This window comes from Pseudomonas sp. BGA-UO-ETr-WB11 (genome assembly GCF_059567785.1).
Window position 1 is genome coordinate 420,339 of record NZ_JCAQOS010000007.1, and the last position, 22,609, is coordinate 442,947.

At 62.0% G+C, this 22,609-nt stretch carries 19 protein-coding genes; 12 read left to right on the forward strand and 7 right to left on the reverse strand.

What is annotated here, in order from left to right:
- The first annotated feature begins 92 nt into the window (after nucleotides 1-92).
- The 4 genes from metC to AC56DI_RS12745 are packed head-to-tail and all read left to right on the forward strand — an operon-like array spanning nucleotide 93 to nucleotide 3,403.
- Nucleotides 93-1,277 carry a cystathionine beta-lyase gene (gene metC / locus AC56DI_RS12730; RefSeq protein WP_496346484.1) on the forward strand — a complete coding sequence of 395 codons (1,185 nt, stop codon included), beginning with the start codon at nucleotides 93-95 and terminating at the stop codon, nucleotides 1,275-1,277.
- 55 nt (nucleotides 1,278-1,332) lie between these two features.
- Nucleotides 1,333-2,127: a DUF547 domain-containing protein gene (locus tag AC56DI_RS12735; protein WP_496346485.1), complete on the forward strand. Its 795-nt coding sequence runs from the start codon at nucleotides 1,333-1,335 to the stop codon at nucleotides 2,125-2,127.
- Entirely contained in the window at nucleotides 2,124-2,795 is a 672-nt protein-coding gene (locus AC56DI_RS12740) for a TIGR04283 family arsenosugar biosynthesis glycosyltransferase (protein ID WP_496346486.1), read from the forward strand. Before AC56DI_RS12735 ends, AC56DI_RS12740 begins: the two co-directional genes overlap by 4 nt.
- A complete protein-coding gene (locus AC56DI_RS12745) occupies nucleotides 2,792-3,403 on the forward strand; it encodes a TIGR04282 family arsenosugar biosynthesis glycosyltransferase (protein ID WP_496346487.1) in 612 nt (203 codons plus the stop codon). Before AC56DI_RS12740 ends, AC56DI_RS12745 begins: the two co-directional genes overlap by 4 nt.
- A 61-nt stretch (nucleotides 3,404-3,464) precedes the next feature.
- Here the strand turns inward: AC56DI_RS12745 and ppsR are convergent, their stop codons facing one another.
- Nucleotides 3,465-4,283, reverse strand: a complete 819-nt coding sequence (ppsR, locus tag AC56DI_RS12750) for a posphoenolpyruvate synthetase regulatory kinase/phosphorylase PpsR (protein ID WP_496346488.1) — start codon at nucleotides 4,281-4,283, stop codon at nucleotides 3,465-3,467.
- A 179-nt stretch (nucleotides 4,284-4,462) separates the two neighbouring features.
- Here ppsR and ppsA point away from each other — a divergent pair, with 179 nt between their 5' ends.
- The 8 genes from ppsA to AC56DI_RS12790 all read left to right on the forward strand — a co-directional run bounded on the left by ppsA (nucleotide 4,463) and on the right by AC56DI_RS12790 (nucleotide 12,623).
- The gene (gene ppsA / locus AC56DI_RS12755) at nucleotides 4,463-6,838 is read left to right on the forward strand and encodes a phosphoenolpyruvate synthase (protein WP_496346489.1); all 2,376 of its coding nucleotides are present in this window, start codon (nucleotides 4,463-4,465) and stop codon (nucleotides 6,836-6,838) included.
- 198 nt (nucleotides 6,839-7,036) lie between these two features.
- Nucleotides 7,037-8,026, forward strand: coding sequence for an alpha/beta fold hydrolase (locus tag AC56DI_RS12760; protein WP_496346490.1), 990 nt, complete (start codon nucleotides 7,037-7,039; stop codon nucleotides 8,024-8,026).
- A 78-nt stretch (nucleotides 8,027-8,104) separates the two neighbouring features.
- A complete protein-coding gene (gene rraA, locus AC56DI_RS12765) occupies nucleotides 8,105-8,593 on the forward strand; it encodes a ribonuclease E activity regulator RraA (protein ID WP_324517393.1) in 489 nt (162 codons plus the stop codon).
- A gap of 78 nt (nucleotides 8,594-8,671) precedes the next feature.
- Nucleotides 8,672-9,667 carry a divalent cation transporter CmaX gene (gene cmaX, locus AC56DI_RS12770; RefSeq protein WP_496346491.1) on the forward strand — a complete coding sequence of 332 codons (996 nt, stop codon included), beginning with the start codon at nucleotides 8,672-8,674 and terminating at the stop codon, nucleotides 9,665-9,667.
- A 53-nt stretch (nucleotides 9,668-9,720) separates the two neighbouring features.
- Nucleotides 9,721-9,966, forward strand: coding sequence for a CrfX protein (locus tag AC56DI_RS12775; protein ID WP_496346492.1), 246 nt, complete (start codon nucleotides 9,721-9,723; stop codon nucleotides 9,964-9,966).
- A 2-nt stretch (nucleotides 9,967-9,968) separates the two neighbouring features.
- Nucleotides 9,969-10,793 (forward strand): mechanosensitive ion channel family protein, encoded by an 825-nt coding sequence (locus AC56DI_RS12780; RefSeq protein ID WP_496346493.1) that lies wholly within the window; start codon nucleotides 9,969-9,971, stop codon nucleotides 10,791-10,793.
- A gap of 92 nt (nucleotides 10,794-10,885) precedes the next feature.
- Entirely contained in the window at nucleotides 10,886-11,476 is a 591-nt protein-coding gene (gene sigX / locus AC56DI_RS12785) for an RNA polymerase sigma factor SigX (RefSeq protein WP_422587223.1), read from the forward strand.
- 109 nt (nucleotides 11,477-11,585) lie between these two features.
- Nucleotides 11,586-12,623, forward strand: coding sequence for an OmpA family protein (locus tag AC56DI_RS12790; RefSeq protein ID WP_496346494.1), 1,038 nt, complete (start codon nucleotides 11,586-11,588; stop codon nucleotides 12,621-12,623).
- Nucleotides 12,624-12,751: 128 nt separating this feature from the next.
- Here AC56DI_RS12790 and cobA read toward each other — a convergent pair whose 3' ends face one another.
- From cobA to AC56DI_RS12820, 6 genes are all read right to left on the reverse strand, one after another.
- On the reverse strand, nucleotides 12,752-13,489 hold the full coding sequence (gene cobA, locus AC56DI_RS12795) for a uroporphyrinogen-III C-methyltransferase (RefSeq protein ID WP_496346495.1): 738 nt from the start codon (nucleotides 13,487-13,489) through the stop codon (nucleotides 12,752-12,754).
- Nucleotides 13,490-13,499: 10 nt separating this feature from the next.
- Nucleotides 13,500-16,229 carry a nitrate reductase gene (locus AC56DI_RS12800; RefSeq protein ID WP_496346496.1) on the reverse strand — a complete coding sequence of 910 codons (2,730 nt, stop codon included), beginning with the start codon at nucleotides 16,227-16,229 and terminating at the stop codon, nucleotides 13,500-13,502.
- A gap of 59 nt (nucleotides 16,230-16,288) precedes the next feature.
- Nucleotides 16,289-16,615, reverse strand: coding sequence for a nitrite reductase small subunit NirD (nirD, locus tag AC56DI_RS12805; RefSeq protein ID WP_324517401.1), 327 nt, complete (start codon nucleotides 16,613-16,615; stop codon nucleotides 16,289-16,291).
- Between the two features lie 66 nt (nucleotides 16,616-16,681).
- Nucleotides 16,682-19,126, reverse strand: coding sequence for a nitrite reductase large subunit NirB (nirB, locus tag AC56DI_RS12810; protein WP_496346497.1), 2,445 nt, complete (start codon nucleotides 19,124-19,126; stop codon nucleotides 16,682-16,684).
- A 296-nt stretch (nucleotides 19,127-19,422) separates the two neighbouring features.
- Nucleotides 19,423-21,093 (reverse strand): bifunctional protein-serine/threonine kinase/phosphatase, encoded by a 1,671-nt coding sequence (locus tag AC56DI_RS12815; protein ID WP_496346498.1) that lies wholly within the window; start codon nucleotides 21,091-21,093, stop codon nucleotides 19,423-19,425.
- Nucleotides 21,094-21,176: 83 nt separating this feature from the next.
- Nucleotides 21,177-22,388, reverse strand: a complete 1,212-nt coding sequence (locus tag AC56DI_RS12820; RefSeq protein ID WP_324517404.1) for a NarK family nitrate/nitrite MFS transporter — start codon at nucleotides 22,386-22,388, stop codon at nucleotides 21,177-21,179.
- Nucleotides 22,389-22,609: the final 221 nt, after the last annotated feature.

A 22,609-nucleotide genomic window follows, 5' to 3' on the forward strand; every position in this document is an offset into this window, starting at 1 on the left:
ACCCTGGCGCGGGGCGCCTCTTCTATTCAAGACCGCAGATTTCCATTAGCGTGACCGCTGCCTATTTATTCACCCGCGATGCAGGCCCTGCCATGACTGATCTTCCCAGCGACCGTCCCGCCACGCGCCTGGCCCACAGCGGGCGGGCGGACAAGTCGTGCTACGGCCCGGTCAATCCGCCGGTGGTGCGCGCCTCGACCCTGCTGTTTGCCAATACCACAGAGCTTAAGGCTGCGGCGGGTACGCGGCGCACCTATGGGCGGCATGGCAGCGAAACCACCATGGCCCTGGAACAGGCGCTCTGCGCACTGGAAGGCGCTGCCGATTGCCTGCTGACGCCGTCCGGTTTGTCCGCGATCAGCACCACGCTGCTGGCCTTGCTGCAACCAGGCGATCACCTGCTGATGAGCGATGCCTGCTACGAGCCGACGCGGGCTTTGTGCGATGGCCTGTTGGCGCGCCTGGGCATCCACACCAGCTACTACGACCCGCTGATCGGCGCCGAGATCAGCGAGCTGCTGCAGGCCAACACCCGCGTGGTATTTGTCGAAGCTGCCGGTTCTCTGACCTTTGAAATTCATGACGTGCCTGCCCTGGCGGCCGCCGCTCACGCCCAGGGCGCGCTGCTGGTGGCTGACAGCACTTGGGCCACGCCGCTGGGTTGGGATGCTTTTGCCTTGGGTATCGATGTGTCGCTGCACGCGGCGACCAAGTACATCGTCGGCCATTCCGATGTGCTGCTTGGGGCAATTCTGTGTACGGCGGCCGTGCAGCCGCGCTTGCGCCAGACCTATGCAGCCCTCGGCCTGTCGGTGGGTGGCGACGATGCTTACCTGGCCCTGCGCGGCCTGCGCACGTTGGCGGCGCGCCTGACCGTGCACCGCGAGAACACCGTCCAAGTGCTGGCCTGGTTGGCCCAGCGTGCGGAAGTGGCCGAGCTGCTATACCCACCGCTGGCCGGTGCCGCCGGGCATGAACTGTGGCAGCGCGACTTCAAACCTGAGTACGCCTGCGGTCTGCTCGGTGTGGTGTTTGCCGAAGGCATCAGCCGTGCCCAGGTCAATCGGCTGATCGACAGCACGCGGCTGTTTGGCATCGGTTACAGCTGGGGCGGTTACGAAAGCCTGATGATTCCCTGTCACCCCCCCAGCAGTCGCAGCGTGACGGCGGCGCGCTGGCAGGGCAAGGTGATGGCCCGTTTGCACATCGGCCTGGAAGATCCAACTGATTTGCTCGCCGACTTGCAGCAAGCCTTTGCCGCCATGCAAACGGTTTGAATCATAGCGCGGTAACGTGGGTCTGATGTTTACCCTGACTTGTTGAGAACACCCTATGCGCTTTTATCGTTGCCTGTTGAGTCTGCTGCTCGGGCTGGCCCTGGCCGCCCCTGCGACTGCGGCCGGGCTGGACAACCGCCTGTGGAATGATCTCCTCAGCCGCCATGTGCGCGTGCTTGAGGGCGGCCATGCCAGTCAGGTGGATTACGCCGGCATGGCCGCCGAGCGTGAGCAGCTGCGCGCCTACCTGGGCAAGGTGGCAGCGGTGCGCCCGGCGGCGTTTGCGCGCTGGAGCGAGGACGAGCAGTTGGCCATGCTGATCAATGCCTACAACGCGGCCACCGTCGAGTTGGTGCTCGGCGGTTACCCGGATCTGGAGTCGATCAAGGATCTGGGCAGCCTGTTGCGCTCGCCCTGGAAGCAACCGGCCCTGCAGCTGCTAGGCAAGACCCGCAGCCTGGACGAGCTGGAACATGAGTTGATTCGCGGCGAGCAGGGCTATCACCAGCCACGCACGCACTTTGCCCTCAACTGCGCCAGCATCGGCTGCCCGGCCCTGCGCGCCGAGGCTTACAACGGCGCGCAGTTGCAGGCGCAGTTGGCGGATGCCGAGCAGCGGTTTTTGACCGATCGCAGTCGCAATCGCCTGACCGGTGACAGCCTGGAGGTGTCGAGCATCTTCGACTGGTATCAGGATGACTTCGAGCAAAACGGCCAGACCCTGGCTAACTACTTCGCCAGTCAGGCTGATGCTCTGGGCCTGGATGACGCGCAGCGCCAGCAGTTGCTGGACGGCGAAATTGACATCGAGTTTCTCGACTATGACTGGCACCTGAACCGCACGCCATGAGCTTGAGCATCATCATTCCGGCCCTTAACGAAGCGGCCAACCTGCCGGAACTGTTGGCCGAGCTGGCGCCGTTACAGGCCCGTGGCGCAGAAATTATCGTGGCCGATGGCGGCAGCACGGACGGCAGTCGGGCGTTGTTGCCGGCTGGCGTCCTGTGGTTGGACACGCCCCGTGGCCGCGCCCGGCAAATGAATGCTGGCGCCGCCCAGGCTGCGGGCGCTGTGCTGTGGTTTGTGCATGCTGATACGCGCCTGCCGGCGGCTGCCGATCAATTGATCGAGGCAGCGTTGGTTGATGGACAGTGCTGCTGGGGGCGCTTCGATCTGCGCATCGACGGTCGCCCTTGGTTGCTCAAAATGGTGGCGCGGCTGATCAACTGGCGCTCGCGGCTGACCTCCATCGCCACCGGCGACCAAGGCATTTTCGTCCTGCGCAGCCGCTTCGAGGCCCTTGGTGGTTACGCTGATCAGCCGCTGATGGAAGATATCGAGCTGTGCACGCGTCTGCGCCAACTGAGCCGGCCGGCGTGCATCGCCACGCGCCTGAGCACCTCGGGGCGGCGCTGGGAGCAGCGCGGCGTGTGGCGCACGATATTCCTGATGTGGCGGCTGCGCTGGGCCTATTGGCGCGGCGTGCCGGTGGCGCAACTGGCCGAGGCCTATCGATGAGCGCCGTACGCATCATTATTTTTGCCAAGGCCCCGCAAGCCGGGCGGGCCAAAACTCGACTGATTCCGGCGCTGGGCGGTGAGGGCGCCGCGCGCCTGGCGCAGCGTATGTTGCAGACCACGCTGGCGACGGCCCAGGCCGCGGCACTCGGCCCGTTGCAGTTATGTCTGAGCCCGCCGCCTGGCGATCCGGCTTGGGCGGAGTTTGACTGGCCAGCTGGGGTGGAGCTGCGCGATCAGGGCGATGGCGACCTGGGCCAGCGTATGGCGCGTGCGGTCGAAGCGGGTGTGCAATTGGGCTTGCCGGTGCTATTGATTGGCACCGACTGCCCGCAACTGACGGCGCAATTGTTGCGTCAGGCGGCCGAGGGGCTGGCCCGTCACGACAGCGTGCTGTTTCCGGCCAGTGATGGCGGTTACGTCCTACTGGGCTTGCGGCAAAGCCATCCGCGAGTGTTCGCCGAGATTGCCTGGAGCAGCGCCAGCGTCGCCAGCAGCACCCGTGAGCGCCTGGCTGAGTTGGGTTGGAGCTTGTTCGAGGGGCCGGTACTGGACGATATCGATTGCCCCGAGGATTTGCCCAAAGTACCCGCGGGCTGGCTGCTGTAAGGGCAGGATGGCCCGGCGGCCCCAGCATTGGGGGCGCGCCGCGCGCAAGTCTGAAGCCTGCTTACTTCAGGCGCCGTTCCACGCCTTTTTCCACCAGTATCTTGGCGGAGATTTCTTCCACCGAGAAATGAGTGGAATTGATGTGCGGGATGTTCTCGCGACGGAACAGGTTTTCAACCTGGCGCACTTCGAATTCGCACTGGGCGTAACTGGCGTAGCGGCTGTTGGGCTTGCGCTCGTTACGGATGGCCGTGAGGCGGTCGGGGTCGATGGTCAGGCCGAACAGCTTGTCCTTGTGCTGCTTGAGGGCGGCTGGCAGTTGCAGGCGCTCCATGTCTTCTTCGGTCAGCGGGTAGTTGGCGGCGCGAATGCCATACTGCATGGCCATGTACAGGCAGGTCGGGGTTTTGCCACAACGTGAGACGCCCACCAAGATCAGGTCGGCCTTGTCGTAGTAATGAGTGCGGGCGCCGTCGTCGTTATCGAGGGCGAAGTTCACCGCATCAATCCGCTCCATGTAATTGGCGTTGTGTGAAATGGAGTGTGATTTGCCCACCGAGTAGGACGAATGAGACGTCAGTTCCTGCTCAAGCGGGGCTAAATAGGTCGAGAAAATGTCGATCATAAAGCCCGAAGATTCAGCCAGGATGTCGCGAATTTCCTGGTTAACCACGGTGTCAAAGATGATCGGGCGGCCCCCGTCTTTCTCTGCGGCAGCGTTTATTTGTTGTACCATTGCGCGCGCTTTTTCGATGCTGTCGATGTATGGGCGAGTGAGCTTGTCGAAGGTGATCGTTTCGAATTGCGCCAGCAAACTCTGACCCAGTGCTTCGGCCGTGATGCCGGTGCCATCGGAGATGAAAAAAGCGGTTCGTTTCATTTGCACCAAAGGCCTTAAGGTGGGGACGATTCTTGGCTATCATGGGCCAGTTTCGACAAGCCCTTGCCAGACGGCATTGTTACTTATTTTCAAGGGGCAGGCCACCGTGGCGCAGGGCGCCGCGGTAAGGGATTTTCCGGCATCCTGCGCTTTTCCAACCCACTAGTGGAGAGATCACCTTGGTAGAGTACGTAGTTTCCCTCGATAAGCTCGGCAACCACGACGTCGAGCACGTAGGGGGCAAGAACGCCTCCCTGGGCGAGATGATCAGCAATCTCGCCGGCGCCGGTGTATCGGTGCCTGGTGGTTTTGCCACCACCGCCCAGGCCTACCGCGACTTTCTCGAACTCAGTGGCCTGAATGAGCAGATCCATGCGGCTCTGGATGCGCTGGACGTGGATGACGTCAACGCTCTGGCCCGCACCGGTGCTCAGATCCGTCAGTGGGTGATGGAAGCCGAGTTCCCCGAGCGCCTGAACAGCGAAATCCGCACGGCATTCGAAGCCATGTCCGCCGGCAATCCAAATATGGCGGTGGCTGTGCGCTCTTCGGCGACCGCCGAAGACTTGCCGGATGCCTCGTTTGCTGGTCAGCAGGAAACCTTCCTGAACATCCGCGGTGTGGACAACGTGATCCGCGCGGCCAAGGAAGTATTCGCCTCACTGTTCAACGACCGTGCCATCGCTTACCGCGTACACCAGGGCTTCGACCACAAACTGGTCGCCCTGTCTGCTGGCGTGCAACGCATGGTCCGTTCGGAAACCGGCACTGCCGGCGTGCTGTTCACCCTCGACACCGAGTCGGGCTTCCGTGACGTGGTGTTTATCACCGGCGCTTACGGCCTGGGCGAAACCGTCGTGCAAGGTGCGGTCAACCCCGACGAATTTTACGTGCACAAGCAAACCCTGGAAGCTGGCCGCCCGGCCATCCTGCGCCGCAACCTGGGCAGCAAAGCAATCAAGATGGTCTACGGCGATGAAGCCAAGGCCGGTCGTTCGGTCAAAGTGGTCGATGTTGATCGCGCCGAGCGTTCGCGCTTCTGCCTGAGCGATGCCGAAGTCACCGAGTTGGCCAAACAGGCGCTGATCATCGAGAAGCACTACGGCCGGCCGATGGACATCGAGTGGGCCAAAGATGGCGATGACGGCAAGCTGTACATCGTCCAGGCTCGTCCGGAAACCGTGAAGAGCCGCTCCAATATCAATGTGATGGAGCGCTACCTGCTCAAGGAAAAAGGCACCGTACTGGTCGAAGGCCGTGCCATCGGCCAGCGCATTGGTGCTGGCCCGGTCAAGGTTATTCACGACGTGTCCGAGATGGACAAGGTTCAGCCCGGCGACGTGCTGGTTTCCGATATGACCGACCCGGACTGGGAGCCGGTGATGAAGCGCGCCAGCGCCATCGTCACCAACCGCGGTGGGCGTACGTGCCACGCTGCGATCATCGCCCGTGAACTGGGTATTCCGGCTGTGGTTGGCTGTGGCAATGCCACCCACGTGCTGAGCGATGGCCAGGGCGTAACCGTGTCCTGTGCCGAGGGTGATACCGGCTTTATCTTTGAAGGTCAGCTGGGCTTCGATATCCGCAAAAACTCCGTGGATGCCATGCCTGATCTGCCGTTCAAGATCATGATGAACGTCGGCAACCCGGACCGCGCTTTTGACTTCGCCCAGTTGCCTAATGAAGGTGTGGGCCTGGCGCGCCTGGAGTTCATCATCAATCGCATGATCGGCGTGCACCCGAAAGCTTTGTTGAACTTCGCCAGCCTGCCGGCGGAGATCAAGGACAGCGTCGAGAAGCGCATTGCCGGTTATGGCGATCCGGTTGGTTTCTACGTTGAAAAGCTGGTCGAGGGCATCAGTACTCTGGCTGCAGCCTTCTGGCCGAAGAAAGTCATCGTGCGCCTGTCGGACTTCAAGTCCAACGAATACGCCAACCTGATTGGCGGCAAGCTCTATGAGCCGGAAGAAGAGAACCCGATGCTGGGCTTCCGTGGTGCGTCGCGCTACATCAGCGAGTCGTTCCGCGACTGCTTCGAGCTGGAATGCCGGGCACTGAAGAAAGTGCGCAACGAGATGGGCCTGACCAACGTCGAGATCATGGTGCCGTTCGTGCGTACCCTCGGCGAAGCCAGCCAGGTGGTCGATCTGCTGGCCAGCAATGGCCTCAAACGCGGCGAAAATGACCTGCGCGTGATCATGATGTGCGAGCTGCCGTCCAACGCCATTCTGGCCGAGGAGTTCCTGGAGTTCTTCGACGGCTTCTCCATCGGCTCCAATGACCTGACCCAGCTGACCTTGGGCTTGGACCGTGACTCGGGGATCATTGCGCACCTGTTCGACGAGCGTAATCCGGCGGTCAAGAAGCTGCTGTCCAATGCCATTCAGGCGTGCCGCAAGGCCAACAAATACATTGGTATTTGTGGTCAGGGGCCGTCGGATCATCCGGACCTGGCACGTTGGCTGATGGAGCAGGGTATCGAGAGCGTTTCCCTGAACCCTGACTCGGTACTGGATACCTGGTTCTTCCTGGCGGAAGGCCAAGCACCGGCCTGATCATTCCTCATCCATGAAGGGGCGGGGTTTCCGCCCTTTTTTGTGTTCAGCACATCCATGTGCCTCACCCCTCCGGGGCTTGCGCTCAAAAACGCTCCTGGCGTTTTTGTGTCCTACCATCCTTGGCTGGCACTTTTCGGGCCGTCGCAGGGGCGACGTCAAAAATTGCTCCCGGCAACTTTTTGTTCAAGAAGCATTATGCAAAGCAGCAGCAGTCTATTCCCCGTCGCATTAATCAGTGCCGAGTTTCGTAACGACCTCAGCGAAGACGTTTATCGCCTCAAGCCTGGCAATAGTGGTGATTACAGCGTCGAGCTGGCCTTGACTCGCCTGGGCCAGGCCGGCAGTGAGCACACCCGTGGTGTGCCGGTCGTTCTTCTGCATGGCAGTTTTTCCAATCGGCGGTTCTGGTATTCACCCAAAGCCATTGGCCTAGGGCCGCACCTGGCGCGCTGTGGTTTTGATGTGTGGATCGCTGAGATGCGTGGCCACGGCTTGTCGCCGCGCAATCAGCAGTACAAGCACAACCGCGTCAGCGACTATGCACGCTACGACTTGCCGGCGATTGCCGCGTTCGTCCGCGAGCAGACAGGACAAGTGCCGCACTGGTTGGGTCACTCGCTTGGCGGTACGACCCTGACTGCGGCCCTCGGTGGTCATTACCTGGGGGAGCATGAGGTGGCCTCGGCCGCTTTGTTCGGCAGTCAAATCAGCCGAATCTACTGGCCACTGAAGGTGCCGCCGGTGGAGTGGGGCGGCCGCTTGCTGCTCAAGCGCTTTGCCCATCTCTCCGGCTCGCGGCTTAAGCGTGGCCCGGAGGACGAGCCCATTGGTTTAGCCCTGGAGAGCTTGCGTTGGCACGGTCTGTTCGGGCGTTTTGGCGATGCCGAGCGCGACTGGTGGGCGGGCCTGGCGGATGTGCAGGTGCCGGTACTGGCCGTCAGCGCCGAGGGTGATCGTCAGGACCCGCCATGGGCTTGCCACAAGCTGCTCAAGCAGTTTGGCTCGGCCGCGCGCGAGTACCTGTGTCTGGGACGCAAGACAGGTTTCTCCTCCGATTTTGGTCATGTCGAGATGTTGCTCAGCAAGCCGGCGCAGCAAGAGGTCTGGCCGCTGGTCGAGCATTGGCTGCAGCACCAGTGCTTGCCACCAGCGTTCCGCTCGCCGGCCGACGAGGTTAAGCTGTAGCTATTAGCCATTTGGGCTGTGCCGTTGCCGACCAGCCCCCGATATCTGAATTTTGTTGTTCCTTACAGGAGTTTTGCCATGCAATACGTCACTCCCGATTTGTGCGATGCCTACCCAGAGCTGGTGCAGGTAGTCGAGCCGATGTTCAGTAACTTCGGCGGCCATGATTCGTTTGGTGGTGAAATCGTCACCATCAAGTGTTTCGAGGACAACTCCCTGGTCAAGGATCAGGTTGATCTGGACGGCAAGGGCAAAGTGCTGGTTGTCGACGGCGGCGGTTCGCTGCGTCGCGCCCTGCTGGGCGACATGCTGGCTGAGAAAGCTGCCAAGAATGGCTGGGAAGGCCTGGTGGTGTATGGCTGCATCCGCGATGTGGATGTCATCGCGCAAACCGCGCTGGGCGTGCAGGCGCTGGCCAGCCACCCGATGAAGACCGACAAGCGCGGCATCGGCGACCTGAACGTGGCCGTCACCTTTGGCGGTGTGACATTCCGTCCGGGTGAGTACGTGTATGCCGACAACAACGGCATCATTGTTTCGCCGCAGCCGCTGCAAATGCCGGCCTAAGTTGTTGCCGTTGCACCCGCAGGCCTGCCTCCACGGCGGGCCTGTTTGTTTATTTGGATACCCGGCCCAGGAGTGGTAATGCACGAGGATGTAAATGCGCAGTCGGGCCTGGTCCACGGCTTTGTGCTGGATGGGCATGGTGGCGCGCGCCGCCTGGCGCGGGAGGCGCTAGACAGCCTGAGCTTGCAGCCCGAGGAAAGTCTCTGGCTGCATTGGGATCGCAGTCATCCCATGGCGCAGGAGTGGTTGCGCCAGCGCAGCGGGTTGAGTGAGTTCAGCTGTGATCTGCTGCTGGAGGAAAACACTCGGCCGCGGCTGCTGGCACTTCCGGGGGATGAGCTTCTGCTGTTTCTGCGTGGGGTCAATCTCAATCCCGGCGCCGAGCCTGAAGACATGGTGTCGATCCGCATCTTTGCCAACGCTCAGCAACTGATCTCCATGCGCTTGCGGCCAATGCGCGCGGTCAATGACCTGGCGCTGCAGTTTGCCCAAGGCCAGGGGCCGAAGACCATCTCCGAGTTGATGCTGGGGTTGGCCAGCCAGTTGACCAGCAAAGTGGAAAGCCTGGTGGTGGCCTTGACCGATCCGGTGGACGGCGAGGAGGAGCGCATTGATGCCGATGAGCGCTATGTGCCGGATCATGCCCAGTTGCAACAGGTCCGCCGCCGTTCGGCCGGATTGCGGCGTTTTTTGGCGCCGCAGCGCGACATCTATGCGCAGCTGTCCAGCCACCGGCGTCCCTGGTTCGATGAGGCAGCATCAGGGTACTGGAATGAGTTGCACAACCACCTGACCCGTTGTCTCGAAGAGCTGGAGTTGATCCGCGAGCGAGTGGCGCTGATCCTCGAGTCCGAGCATCGGCGTATGTCCGAGCAAATGAACCGGACCATGTACCGCTTCGGCATCATTACGGGTTTCTTCCTGCCTCTGAGTTTCCTCACCGGCTTACTGGGTATAAATGTTGGCGGTATTCCGGGTGCCGACCACACTTACGGCTTTGTCGTGGTGTGCCTGTTGATGGTGGGGTTGACCTGTGGCCAGTGGTGGCTGTTCCGCCGCTTGCGCTGGCTTTGACGTGACCAGCTGTCGTTTGCCAGCGTCTAGCCCCCATATACCCCGAGGTGCCTATGCACGATCCATTTGAACAATCACTGCGTGATCTGTTGAACACCGCGCCTTCCAGCCATGACGACGATGCTTGCCTGGGTCGCGTGCTGAAAACCGCCAACCGCCAGGTTGGTGCCGGTGATCTGTTCAGTTTGCTGGGGCACTGGATGGGTGCATTGATGATCGCCCTGAACAAGGGCTCGGCCCATGTGGCCCCGGTTTCCCGTCGTACTCCCTCCGTCCGTCCTGCTGATAAGGCTGATTGAACATGGAATTTGATCCTGTAACTCAAGGTTTGGTAGGCGCCATGGGCGCGCTCTGGACCCGTGTCGCCGTCTTCATCCCGAACCTGATTGGCGCTCTGGTGCTGGTGCTGCTCGGTTTTGTGGTGGCCAAACTGCTGGACACCTTGTTATCCAAGGTGCTGGCCAAAATCGGCTTGGACCGCCTGATGGCGGGCACCGGGCTGACCAAGATGATCGGCCGGGTCGGCATTCAGGTTTCGGTTTCGACCCTGATCGGCAAAATCGTCTACTGGTTCATCCTGCTGGTGTTTCTGGTCTCGGCCGCTGAGTTGCTGGGCCTTGAGCGGGTCTCCGCAACCCTCGATGTGCTGGCGCTGTATGTGCCGAAAGTATTCGGCGCAGCCCTGGTTCTGCTGGCTGGCGTGTTGCTGGCGCAACTGCTTAATGGCGTAGTACGCGGTGCTGCCGAAGGTGTTGGGCTGGAATATGCCAATGGCCTGGGTCGTATCGCGCAGGGTCTGATCATCATCATCAGCCTGTCGGTGGCCATTGGGCAGCTCGAGGTGAAGACCGATCTGCTCAACAACGTGATCGCCATTGTTCTGATCTCGGTGGGTGCGGCAGTGGCGCTGGCGCTGGGGCTGGGCAGTCGTGATATTGCCGGGCAAATTCTGGCGGGCATTTATGTGCGCGAGTTGTACGCGGTTGGGCAAGACATTCAGGTTGGCGAGATTGAGGGGCAGATCGAGGAAATCGGCACGGTTAAAACCACGCTGCTGACGGCCTCAGGCGAGCTGGTTTCTGTCGCCAATCGGGTGCTTCTTGAGCAGCGAGTGAGCAGTCACTAACGCTCCAAACCCTGCTACTGTATGCCGCTAACCCATTCCATTCGAGGTTTTGGGTGGCGGCTGTCTAGACCTGACTGCCGGCCCAATTCGTTTTGAATACAGTTCAAGCGTTATCCTCGCGTTACGATCCCCGTGAACTCTCGGATGAAGAGTTGGTGGAGCGTGCACGCGTCGAGCTATTCCACATTACTCGTGCTTATGAAGAGCTTATGCGCCGTTACCAGCGCACGCTGTTCAATGTCTGTGCGCGTTATCTGGGTAATGACCGTGATGCGGATGATGTCTGCCAGGAGGTCATGCTCAAGGTTCTTTATGGTTTAAAGAACTTTGAAGGCAAGTCCAAGTTTAAAACATGGCTATATAGCATCACGTATAACGAGTGCATTACCCAATATCGTAAAGAGCGGCGCAAACGCCGTTTGCTCGATGCTCTGAGTCTGGATCCGCTAGAAGAGGCGTCGGAAGAAAAAACGCCAAAGCCTGAGGATCGCGGCGGCCTAGATCGTTGGCTGGTGCATGTGAACCCGATTGATCGTGAGATTCTGGTGCTGCGGTTTGTTGCTGAACTGGAGTTCCAGGAAATCGCCGACATCATGCATATGGGCTTGAGCGCGACAAAAATGCGCTACAAACGTGCGCTGGACCGCTTACGCGAGAAATTTGCCGGTGTGACCGACGAATAGTTATGTGAAATTTTTGTTAGTTCGCGGGTCACGCGTGCTAAAATCCGAAACTGAGTTGTTCCTAAACTGTTGGGCAACTGTGTAATTCATGAATAATGGGGATTTACGGATGAAACTGAAAAACACCTTAGGCGTAGTCATTGGCGCTCTCGTTGCTGCCACTTCCATCGGCGCACTGGCTCAGGGCCAAGGCGCAGTCGAGGTGGATGCTTTCGGTAAGCGTTACATCACCGACAGCTCTCGCGATCTGAGCAACGGCAACCTGCTCGGCGGTTCGGTTGGTTACTTCCTGACTGATGACGTGCAACTGGCGCTGTCGTACGGCGAATACCACGACATGCGTTCGGAAAATGACACCGGCAACAAGAACATCAAAGGCAACCTGGCTGCCCTTGACGCCGTGTACAACTTCGGTACCCCAGGTGTAGGCCTGCGTCCTTTCGTGTCTGCTGGCTTCGCTCACCAGAACATCAGCAACGTTCCGGATCGTACCGGCCGTGACCACAGCACCTTCGCTAACGTGGGCACTGGCGTGAAGTACTACTTCACCGAGAACGTTTTCGCCAAGGCTAGCGTTGACGCGATGTACAACATCGACGCTAACGAAACCGAAATGGCCGCTGGCCTGGGCATCGGCGCCAACTTCGGCGGCGGCACCAAGAAAGCTGAGCCAGCTCCAGTTGTTGCTGAAGTCTGCAACGACGAAGACAGCGACGGCGTGTGCGACAACCTGGACAAGTGCCCAGGCACCGAAGCCAACGCTACCGTTGATGCTGATGGCTGTGTAGTTGTTGCTGAAGCTGTTCGCGTTGAACTGGACGTGAAATTTGACTTCGATAAAGCTGACGTGAAGCAAGACAGCTACGGCGATATCAAAAACCTGGCTGACTTCATGAAGCAGTACCCACAAACCAGCACCACCGTGGAAGGTCACACTGACTCCGTTGGTTCTGACGCCTACAACCAGAAGCTGTCCGAGCGTCGTGCAAACGCTGTTCGTGCAGTACTGGTTAACCAGTACGGCGTTGAAGCTGATCGCGTAAACGCTGTAGGCAACGGCGAAGCTGCTCCGGTTGCTGACAACGCTAGCGAAGCTGGCCGCGCTGTAAACCGTCGCGTAGAAGCGGCTGTTGAAGCGGGTAAGTAAGTGCTGCACCGTCATGCTCAGCTAGCCTGAGCATGATCCGAAAAACCCGGCTCCGGCCGGGTTTTTTTATGCCCGTAAAAAAGCCCGACCTGGGCCGGGCAGTGCGCACAGGCGCAGGAGCGAAGCGGTTAGGCGCTGTGCACCAGGGCCAGCGCCTGGCGGCTTGCGGCGACATCGCCGAGCACCAGAATGGCAGGGCTTTTCAGCTGGAAGTCAGTGGCTGCGGCTTGCATGGCCGCAAGGGTGCTGCGGCATTCGCGCTGCTGCGGCAGTGAGGCGTTCTCGATCATCGCCACCGGCATGTCGGCGCGCATACCACCGGCCAACAGGCTGTCGCGAATCTCGCCCAATTTGGCCACGCCCATGTACACCACCAGGGTCGTGCCGCCTTGCGCCAGGGCGGCCCAATTCAGGCTGCTGTCATCCTGGGTGTGGGCGGTAACCAGAGTGACGCCACGGCTGACGCCGCGCAGGGTCAGGGGAATGCCGCAATTGGTCGCGCCCGCCAGGCCGGCGGTGATGCCATTGACCATTTCTACTTCGATTCCGAACTGCTCAAGCCAGTCGGCTTCTTCGCTGCCGCGCCCGAAGATGCACGGGTCACCGCCTTTCAGGCGTACCACGCACTTGCCTTGGCGGGCATAGCGCAGCATCAAGCGATGGATAAAGGCCTGGGGCGTGGAGCGGCAACCGCCGCGCTTGCCAACGCTGATCACCCGAGCGTCGGGGCAGTGCTCGAGCACGGCCGGGTTGACCAGGTCATCAATCATGACGATCTGCGCCTGTTTCAGGGCACGCACGGCCTTGAGGGTCAGCAACTCGGGGTCGCCAGGGCCTGCGCCTACCAGCCAGACTTTTGCGCTCATGGGTTTCTCCTCAGGCGTTAACAGTGGCGGACATCGGTTTCGCCAGCAGTTGTTTGATTTCCGGGACGCAGGAGCCGCATTGGCTGCCGCAACCGAGTTCCTGCTTCAGTCCAGCCAAATCCAGGCCGCGGCCGATACCGGCGCAAATGGCGTTGCGGCTGACGTTCATGCAGCTGCAAACGGTTTTACCGCCACTGCTGGGGGCTTCTGCGCTGCCGGGAGGCGTGCTCAGCGGTGCGAGGAACCAGCGGCGCAGTTCGGCATCGGCGCGCTGCTCCTGCCACAGGCTTTTCAGCCAGTCACGGGCAGCGGTCTCGCCGGCCAGGCGAATGGCAGTGATGCGGCCGTCTTCGATGCGTACGCGCTTGCCAACGGCCTTGCGCGGGTCGTCATAGGCCAGTACCGGACCGTCATTGAGGCCAAGCAACTGGTCGATTTGCGCCAGCAAGGCGTTGTCCGGCGGCACGGCCGCTGCGGCGCGCAGCACCAGGGCGGGGTGTTCGCGACCGCAGGGCACCAGGCTGGCATAGGTAAAACCTTCCAGCAGCGGGCGCAAGGCGCCGAGGCGATTCTGCACGTCGCCTTCTACCAGGGCGAACAACTGCCAGGGCAGGTCAACTTTGCTGACTTCCACCGCCGCGTGTTTCAGTTCAGGCTGTTTCGACAGCGGATCGAAGGCTGGTGAGGTCAATACGTTGGTGCCCAAGCCCTTGAGGAAGCGATCGCCCCAGTGCATGGGCAGGTAGGCATGGCCGGAGCGCACGCTGTCGTCGCTGTGTACCGGCAGTACCAGGCTGCCACGGCGACTCTTGAGCGTTACCAGCTGGCCGTCTTGCAGGCGCCGGCGGCGGAGTTCGTCCGGGTGCAGGCTGACCACGGCTTCTTCAGCGTGGGCAAACAGGCGTGGGGCGGTGCCGGTGCGGCTCATGCCGTGCCACTGGTCACGCAGGCGGCCGGTGTTGAGGCTCAGGGTAAAACGGGTATCGCGCTTTTCCTGCGGGGCGCGGTAGGCGTCGGCAATAAAGTGCGCTCGCCCGGTCAGCGTCGGGAACTGGGCGTTGGCGTACAGGCGCGCAGTGCCGGCGCTTGCGCCGCGGGGGAATGGCCATTGTTGCGGGCCTTGCGCATCCAGCAGCGCATAACTCAGGCCGCAGAGGTCGAGGTCGCGGTCTTCGGTCAGGTATTTGTATTCGTCGAACAGTGCTTGCGGGCTGTCGAAGTCAAACAGGCTGGCTTGGTCGGGGCGCAGCAGGGCTTCGAGACGGCGGGCGAAGTCATTGGTGATGGCCCAGTCCGGCCGCGCTTCAGCGGGTGCCGGCACGGCCTGGCGCACATGGGTGATGCGCCGTTCGGAGTTGGTCACCGTGCCTTCTTTCTCGCCCCAACTGGCGGCGGGTAGCAGCAGGTCGGCGTAGCGGCAGGTCTCGGTGTTGGCGAAGGCTTCTTGCACCACCACGAACGGGCAGCTGGCCAGCGCCTGGTGAATCAGGGTCTGGTTGGGCATCGACTGCGCGGGGTTGCTGCAGGCAATCCACAGGGCCTTGATGCGCCCGGCGTGGACGGCGTCAAACAGCTCAACTGCGGTCAGGCCGGTGTTGTCCGGCAATTGCTCGACGCCCCAGTAACGCGCCACTTCTTCACGGTGCTGGCGGTTGCCGGCGTCGCGGTGGCCAGGAAGCAGATTGCTGAGGCTGCCGGTTTCCCGTCCGCCCATGGCATTGGGCTGGCCAGTGAGGGAGAAGGGTCCGGCGCCGGCCCGGCCGATTTGCCCGGTGGCCAGGTGCAGGTTGATCAGGGCGCTGTTTTTAGCGCTGCCGCTGCTCGATTGGTTGAGGCCCATGCACCACAGAGACAGAAAGCTCGGCGCGCTGCCGATCAGGCGGGCGCAGGTCTGCAGGTCGGCCACCGGGATGCCGCAGAGTTCGCTGACCATTTGCGGGGTGTAGTCGCGCACCAGGGTCTTGAGGGCATCGAAGCCTTCGGTGTGCTGGTCGATAAAGCGCCGGTCGATCCAGCCTTCCCACATGAGGATGTGCAGCAGGCCGTGGAACAGCGCAACGTCGGTGCCGGGCTGCAGAGCTATGTGCAAGTCGGCCAGTTCGCAGGTGTCGGTGCGCCGTGGATCGATAACGATGATGCGCATTTCCGGGCGCTTGGCTTTGGCTTCTTCCAGGCGGCGAAACAGTACCGGATGGGCATAGGCCATATTGGAGCCGGCGATCAGCAGGCAGTCGGTCTGCTCGATGTCCTCGTAGTTGCACGGCGGCGCATCGGCACCCAGGCTGCGCTTGTAGCCGGCCACAGCCGAGGACATGCACAGCCGCGAGTTGCTATCGATGTTGTTGGTGCCGACCACCGCGCGGGCCAGCTTGTTGAAGGCGTAGTAATCCTCGGTCAGCAACTGGCCGGAGATATAGAACGCCACGCTGTCGGGGCCATGCTCGCGGATGGTTTCGGCGAACACATTGGCGGCGTGATCGAGGGCGTTGTCCCAGTCCGTGCGTGAACGCGCCAGGCCTTTGCCCAGGCGCAGTTCGGGGTACAGCGCGCGGGCACTGAGGTCGCCGGTGAGGTGCAGGGTCGAGCCCTTGCTGCACAGCTTGCCGAAGTTGGCGGGGTGCTGTGGATCGCCCTTGACGCCGAGAATCTGTTCGCCGTCATGCTCGATCAGCACGCCGCAGCCCACGCCGCAGTAGCAGCAGGTGGAGGCGGTGATGTGTGTGGCTGGGTTTGCGGTCATGGCTCTTGTCCCGTACGCCGCTGCCGCGCAAGGCGGTCAGCAGGCTGGCTGTTGCAGGCTTACGCGCACTCGGTGATGGTTTTCAGGGCCAGCAGGACCCGGCCGTTTTCCAGCTTGACCGGGTACTTGTGGGTGCAGCCGACGTCCGGCGCCAGGGCTTCGCCGCTTTCCAGGTCGATCTGCCAGTTGTGCAGCGGGCAGGCCACGCGCTTGCCGTAGATCAGCCCCTGGGACAGTGGGCCGCCTTTGTGTGGGCAGCGGTCGTCGAGGGCAAACACCTCGTCGTTGCTGGTGCGGAAGATGGCGATGTCGCCCTTGGGGCCGTCGACGATGCGCGAACCGAGCACGTTGATTTCTTCCAGGGCACAGATATCCAGCCAATTCATAACGTAGTCCTCAAGCAGGTTGTGCGGCTGGCGGGGCGCTTGTTCAGCCCCGCCAGGCGGCGGCACTCAGGCCAGTTCGGTGATCGCGATGCGGTCGAATTCTTTCTTCAGCTGCGGCTGTTCGATGCGCTCTTTCCACGGGTCCTGTTCAAACGACAGGGCGAACTGCAGGCGCGCATTCAGCGCTTGGCGGTTGCCTTCATCTTCCAGCACGGCCTTCTTGATATGGTCCATGCCAACGCGCTGCATGTAGTGCACGGTGCGCTCCAGGTAGAAGGCCTCCTCGCGATACAGCTGCAGGAAGGCGCCGTTGTATTCGCGCACTTCTTCGGCGGTTTTGACCTTGACGAAGAACTCAGCTACCTCGGTTTTGATCCCGCCGTTGCCGCCGATATACATCTCCCAGCCTGAATCCACACCGATGATGCCGACGTCCTTGATCCCTGCCTCGGCGCAGTTGCGCGGGCAGCCGGAGACCGCCAGCTTGACCTTGTGCGGCGACCACATGTTGAACAGGTCGTGTTCCAGGTCGATGCCCAGCTGGGTCGAGTTCTGCGTGCCGAAGCGGCAGAACTCGCTGCCAACGCAGGTCTTCACGGTGCGGATGGACTTGCCGTAGGCGTGGCCGGAGGGCATGTCGAGGTCTTTCCACACCGCCGGCAGATCTTCCTTCTTGATCCCCAGCAGGTCGATACGCTGACCGCCGGTGACCTTGACCATCGGCACGTTGTACTTGTCGGCGACGTCGGCGATCCGGCGTAGCTCGGACGGATTGGTGACGCCGCCCCACATGCGTGGCACGACCGAGTAGGTGCCGTCTTTTTGGATGTTGGCGTGGGCGCGCTCGTTGATCAGGCGCGACTGCGGATCGTCCTTGGCCTCACCTGGCCAGGTCGACAGCAGGTAATAGTTGAGGGCAGGGCGGCAGGTGCCGCAACCGTTGGGTGAGGTCCAGCCCATTTCAGTCATGGCCTGGCTCATGGTGATCAGGTGCTTGTCGCGGATCAGCTTGCGCACCTGGCCATGGTTCAGCTCGGTGCAACCGCACACGGCTTTTTCGCTTTTCGGTTTGACGTCGGCGGCGCCGCCGACGGTACTGATCAGGATCTGCTCAACCAGGCCGGCGCAGGAGCCGCAGGAGCTGGCGGCCTTGGTGTGTTTCTTGACCTCGTCAACACTGAACAGGCCGTTTTCCTGAATGGCCTTGACGATGGTGCCCTTGCACACGCCGTTACAGCCGCACACTTCGGCGCTGTCAGGCATGCTCGCGGTGCTGTTCTGGCCCTGGTGGCCGACGTCGCCGATGACGTTCTCACCGAACATCAGGTGATCGCGGATCTGGCTGATGTTGGCGTTTTCTTTCACTTGGCGGAAATACCAGCCGCCGTCCGCGGTGTCGCCGTACAGGCAGGCACCGACCAGGATGTCGTCCTTGATCACCAGCTTCTTGTACACGCCGCCGATAGGGTCGGAGAGGGTGATGGTTTCGGTGCCGTCGGCGCCCATGAATTCGCCAGCGGAGAACAGGTCGATGCCGGTGACTTTCAACTTGGTTGAGGTGACCGAGCCCTGGTAACGGGCAAAACCGAGTTGGGCCAGGTGGTTGGCGCAGACCTTAGCCTGGTCGAACAACGGCGCCACCAGGCCGTAGGCGGTGCCACGGTGGTTGGCACACTCGCCGATCGAATACACGCGCGGGTCGTAGGTCTGCATGGTGTCGTTGACGAGGATGCCGCGGTTGCACGGAATGCCGGCTTTCTCAGCCAGTTCGGTGTTGGGGCGGATACCGGCGGCCATCACCACCAGGTCGGCGGGGATCACGTCGCCACTCTTGAACTGCACCGCGCAGACCCGGCCTTCGCCGTTGTCCATCAGTTCTTCGGTCTGTTCATTGAGACGGAAGTGAATGCCGCGCGCTTCCAGGGCGGTTTGCAGCAACTTGCCGGCGGTGCGGTCGAGCTGACGCTCCAATAGCCAGTCGGACAAGTGCACCACGGTCACGTCCATGCCGCGCAGCTTGAGGCCGTTGGCCGCTTCCAGGCCGAGCAGGCCGCCGCCGATGACCACGGCGTGGCTGTGGGTTTTGGCGGTGTCGATCATCATCTGGGTGTCGGCGATGTCGCGGTAGCCGATCACGCCGTGCAGCTTGTTGCCCGGCACCGGCAGGATAAACGGGTTGGAGCCAGTGGCGATCAGCAGGCGATCGTACTCGGCGCTGGTGCCGTCTTCGGCAATCACCAGGCGCTTTTTGCGGTCGATCTGCACCACTTTGCGATTGAGCAGCAGGCGGATGTTGTGGTCGGCATACCAGCTGAGGTCGTTGAGCACGATCTCTTCGAAGGTCTGCTCGCCAGCCAGCACCGGCGACAACAGAATGCGGTTGTAGTTGGGGTGCGGTTCGGCGCCGAACACGGTGATGTCGTAGAGATCGGGGGCCAGCTTGAGCAGCTCTTCCAGGGTGCGAACCCCGGCCATGCCGTTACCGATCATTACCAACTTGAGTTTGTTCATGGCTTTACTCCACGCATCTGCAACCGCATTTCTAGGGATAAAAAAAGGCGCCCTGCCAGTTACCTAGCAGGACGCCTTTGTCCAAGTCCCGTTCTGTCGGGAAGTGCGGCCTTCATCGTTGAGGGCTGCGCTTTATTTAAATTGTCAGATTGGCTATTGCAGGGGTTGTGCCAACTTTGCCCAGGCGCGGTATTTGGGCCCTTGCCAGGGGTTTTAAGGTCGGCCTTGAGGGCGTTGCGCACTGCTTTAAGGCAAAGTTGCACCGCGGTGGTGCCTGCATGCTGCCTGGCGGGGCGTCAGCCCTGCATCAACAGCACCAGCAATACCAGGTTGGCCAGCAGCGACAGCAGCGCCAGACCACGCCAGACAGCCAGGGGTTCGCGCTCCAGCAATGGTCGTGGGCGGCTGCTGATGGCTTCACGCTCGCCACGTTCGAACAGCAGCAGCCATTCCTCTGCGGTCTCGAAGCGCTCCGCCGGGTTGGCGGTCACGGCGCGGTTCAGGCAGTCGTCCAGCCAGTTCGGCAGGTCCGGACGGTAGCGGCTGGCGGCGGTCGGCTGGCCAAAGCGCGGGTGCTGGAAGGCTTCGATTTCGCCGTAGGGGTAATGCCCGGTCAGCAGGTAATAGAGGCTGACGCCGGCGGCATAGAGATCCTGCTGTGCGCTGGGAGAAGCGCCGGCAAAGGCTTCTGGGGCGATGTAACTGGGGGTGCCCGGCACGCTGTGTTCTTCATCGCGCGACAGGCCAGGGCAATACGCCAGGCCAAGATCAAGCACGCGCAGCTCGCCATCCTCGCTCCACAGCAGGTTTTCCGGCTTGATGTCGCGGTGCAGGATATTGCGTCGGTGCAGCATGCCCAGCGCCCGTAACAGGCGCGGGGCAATCTCCAGCCAGTGCGGCAGGGCCAGCGGGCCGTTTAGGCGCAGCTGTTCGGCCAGGGTCTGGCCGCGGTATTCGCGCTGCACGTAATACAGGTGCTGGCGTTGAGGCAGGGGGTGGGCCTCGGCAAAATGGCGGCCGGCCACCCGCTTGAGAAACCACTCTTCCTGCAGCAGTGCCGGGCCGGCCTGTGGGTCGTTATGACGGCTCGGTGGCAGGGTCTTGAGCAGCCAGGCGCGTTGCTGGTTGTCGTGCACCCGGTACAGCAGGGACTGGCGTGACTCGCCCAGCAGGCTTTCTACCTGCCAGCCCTCGAAGGTTTGGCCAGCGCGCAGTTTCGGCGGCAGCGGCCATTGGTCGAGCTGGGCCAGGGTGTCGGCCAGGGCGCTTTGCGGCAACTGTTCGATGCGCACCAGCAGGGCGCTGGCGTTGTCCTGGCTGCCGGCCAGATGGGCGGCGCTGACCAGGGCTTGGCAGGCGGCAGTGGGTTCGGCTTCGGCCTGCAGGATGCTGCGAATGCCATGATCGCCGAGCACCGACCAGATGCCGTCGCAGACCAGCAGGAAACTCTCGCCTTCGTGCAGTTCGCCTTCCAGGTAATCCACCACCAGGTGCTGATCCAGGCCCAGGGCACGTTTGAGCACATGCTGCATGCCGGGCTGTTCCCAGACATGGTCCTCGGTCAGCAGCTCCAGGGTGTCGGCGTGCCAGCGGTAGGCGCGGCAGTCGCCGACGTGGGCCAGGGTAAAACGCCGCCCCCGTAGTACCAAGGCGGTGAGGGTGGTGAGCAGCGGCTGGCCGCCACCATTGGCCTGTAGCCAGCGATTGTGGGCGATCAGCAGGCGATCGAGCGATTGCGCCACGGCCCAGGTTTCTGGTGTGGCGTAGTAATCCAGGGCCAGGGCCTGCAGGGTGGCGCGGGCGGCGAGGCCGCCGTCGGCGCATTGGCTGACGCCATCGGCGAGGGCGAACAGGCTGCCTTTGCTGGCGGCCAGGGCCGGCGTCGGCGTGACGATGCGCAGGGCATCCTGGTTCTCGGCCCGGGGGCCGGTGGCCGTGGCTTCACCAGCGCTCAATTGCAGGCTCATGGGCGACTCTCTCGGTGTGGCTGACGACAAAGCCCGCGGCGGCAAAAACCGGCGCGGGCCATGACAAGGTTAGGGGCTAGTGCTTAAACCCGTGCAGCCGTCACGGCCGCCGAGCCCCAGGTGGTTCTCCAGCGCAGTTTGACCCCATAGAGGCCGAACCAGGCGAGGATACCCAGGCTGGCAAACAGCCACAGGCCCAGTTGGTAGTCGCCGGTGGATTGCTTGACCGCACCCAGGCCGGCTGCCAACAGGAAGCCACCGATGCCGCCGGCCATGCCGATCAGACCAGTCATTACGCCGATTTCCTTGCGAAAGCGCTGCGGCACCAGTTGGAACACGGCACCGTTACCGGCCCCTAGGCTGAGCATGGCGACCACGAACAGCGCCAGGGCCGCGGTGGCGCTGGGCAGGTTGAAGCCGACGGCGCAGATGCTCAGCGAAGCCACGGTGTAGACCACCAACAGGCTGCGGATGCCGCCGATCCGGTCGGCCAGGGCGCCGCCCAGGGGGCGCATCAGGCTGCCGGCGAAAACGCAGGCAGCGGTGTAGTAGCCCGCCTTGACCGGGTCGAAACCGTACTGGTCATGGAAGTAGCCGGGCAGGGTGCTGGCCAGGCCGAGGAAGCCGCCGAAGGTGACGCTGTAGAAGAACATAAACCACCAGCTGTCGCGGTCACCGAGGGCTTTCAGGTAGTCGGCCAGGGCTTTCGGGGCGGGGCGGTTGGGGGCGTTCTTGGCCACGCTGGCGAAGATGATCAGGGTCAGCACAAGCGGGATCAGCGCCAGGCCGAACACATTGCCCCAGCCGAAGGCTGCAGCCAGGCCTGGCGCAAACAGGGCGGCGAGCACGGTGCCCGAGTTGCCCGCACCGGCGATGCCCATGGCCTTGCCCTGGTGCTCTGGCGGATACCACTGGGAAGCCAGCGGCAGGGAAACCGCAAACGAGGCACCGGCAAAGCCGAGGAACAGTCCCAGCAGTAGAGCCTGCTCATAGCTGTGAATGCCCAGTTGCCAGGCGCAGAACAGGGCGCCGATGACGATCACCTGGCCGATCAGACCGGCGGTTTTTGGCGAGGTGCGGTCCGCCAAGATACCCATCAGGAAGCGCAGCACGGCACCGGCGAGGATCGGCGTGGCGACCATCATGCCGCGTTGTTGGGTGGTCAGCTGCAGGTCGGCGGCAATTTGCACGCCCATTGGACCGAGCACATACCAGATCATGAAACTCAGATCGAAATAGAGAAAGGCTGCAAACAGCGTGGGCGCGTGGCCGGCTTTCCAGAAACTTGTATTCATCGAACACCTCGTTGGCTCAAAGGGGCCCGGTCGGGTCAGGGTTCAGCATGGTCGTGGACACGCTGACCTTGACCCGCCGGGGAGGTCGTCTGCTTGTGGCGGACAACCCTGCGGCCGAAGCCACAGTCAGGTTGAGAGAGTTGCTAGCGGAACGTCCGGATCACGGCCCGTCCACCGCCCCGATCACTGGGGCCAAACGCAAAAGACGCCGCGCCATGGCT